The sequence below is a fragment of the Rhodococcus sp. ENV425 genome (assembly GCF_002887785.1).
In the GTDB taxonomy this organism is placed as follows: domain Bacteria; phylum Actinomycetota; class Actinomycetes; order Mycobacteriales; family Mycobacteriaceae; genus Rhodococcus; species Rhodococcus aetherivorans.
This window is the reverse complement of sequence record NZ_PCZU01000209.1, coordinates 33,664-35,322: the sequence shown is the minus strand read 5'-3', so window position 1 is coordinate 35,322 and position 1,659 is coordinate 33,664. Positions and strand designations below refer to the sequence as shown.

Annotated in this window: 1 protein-coding gene; it reads left to right on the top strand. The window is 73.1% G+C overall.

Translation table 11 applies throughout. From position 1 onward, the window contains the following. Window positions 1-1,389: HAD-IC family P-type ATPase (locus CQZ88_RS31230; protein WP_258008644.1), on the top strand; the 1,389-nt coding region annotated here is incomplete at its 5' end. Between the last annotated feature and the right edge of the window lie 270 nt (window positions 1,390-1,659).

The window sequence follows — 1,659 nt, the reverse complement described above, 5'->3', positions numbered from 1 at the left end:
GTCACCCGCCGGTTCGTGTTCGACCCCCGGCGCCGCCGCGAATCGGTGATCGTGGGCGGGCAGCTGCTCCTCAAGGGCGCCCCGGACGCGGTGCTTCCGCGCTGCGCCGACCCGGGCGAGCTCGTCGACCGGGCGGAGGAGGCGCTCGCGGACATGGCGTCGCGGGGCCTGCGGGTGCTCGCCGTCGCCCGCCGGACCCTGACCGATCCCGGCGTGGAGACCGACCCGGACCTCGCCGAACGCGACCTCGAACTCCTCGGCCTGCTCGGCATGGAGGATCCGCCGCGGACCGCCGTCCCGGCCGCGTTGCGGGCCGCCCGCGGCGCCGGCATCAAGGTCGCGATGCTCACCGGCGACCATCCAGAGACCGCGCGCGCCATCGCCCGCGAGATCGGGCTGCTCGGGCCCGCGGGCCTGGTGGTGCAGGGCAAGGACCTGCCCGAGGACGATCAGCTGCTCGGTGCCCTGCTCGACCGGGACGGCATCGTGATCAGCCGCGTCTCGCCCGAGCAGAAGCTGCGTGTGGCCAAGGCCCTGCAGGACCGCGGCCACGTGGTGGCGATGACCGGTGACGGCGTCAACGACGGACCGGCCCTGCGGCAGGCCGACATCGGGGTGGCGATGGGTGAGGGCGGCACGGACGTTGCGCGCGAGGCCGCCGATCTGGTGCTGCTCGACGACGACTTCGCGACCATCCTCACCGCGGTGGAACAGGGCCGTGCCACCTACGCCAACATCCGCCGCTTCCTCAGCTATCACCTGACCTCCAACGTGGCCGAACTGACGCCCTTCGCGCTGTGGGGCCTGTCGGGCGGGCAGTTCCCGCTCGCCCTGGGGGTGCTGCAGATCCTGTGCATCGACATCGGCACCGATCTGCTGCCGGCGCTCGCCCTCGGTGGCGAGCCCCCGAGCCGGGACACGCTGAAACGCCCGCCGGAACGCCGCCACCTCGTCGACGGAACCCTGTTGGTCCGGGTGTTCGGTGTGCTCGGGCCGACCGAGGCGATCGTCGAGATGAGCGCGTTCCTCGTGGCGCTGCTCGTCGCGGGCTGGCGTCCCGGGGGCGAATTTCCCACCGGGGCGGCGCTTCTCGCTGCCTCCGGTGCCGCGTTCACCGCCGTCGTCCTCGGTCAGGTGGGCGCCGCGTTCGCCTGCCGCAGCGCGACCCGGCCACCGTGGCAGCTCGGGTGGGGCTCGAACCGGCTGCTGCTGTGGGCCGTGCTCGCCGAACTCGTCGCCCTCGTCGTCTTCCTCGGCGTCGGCCCGGTCGCCGACGTTCTCGGGCACGCGGTTCCGCCGCTCGAGGCGCTGGGGGTCGCGCTGCTGGGCATCCCCGCGGTCCTCGTGGTCGACTCCGTGTACAAGCGGGTGCGCCGTCGCTGGCAGTGAGCCCCGGGGCGTTCGGGGTGCGGGCATCCCGCCGCACGCGCACGATGGGACCGAAGAGGAGGAGCCGCATGGATGTCGTCACAGTTAGGGCTCTGCACAAGCACTACGGAGACGTGCGGGCCGTCGACGTCGTTGACGTGCCGAACCTGGGGTTGCGCCGCCGCGGCACCGGGTATCCCCGGAACACCGCTCGCCGATGATCGGAAGTGACCCGCCATGATCGTCCCCGGCCTGACCGCACCGGACCCGGACACGGAGCCGGGCTCACCC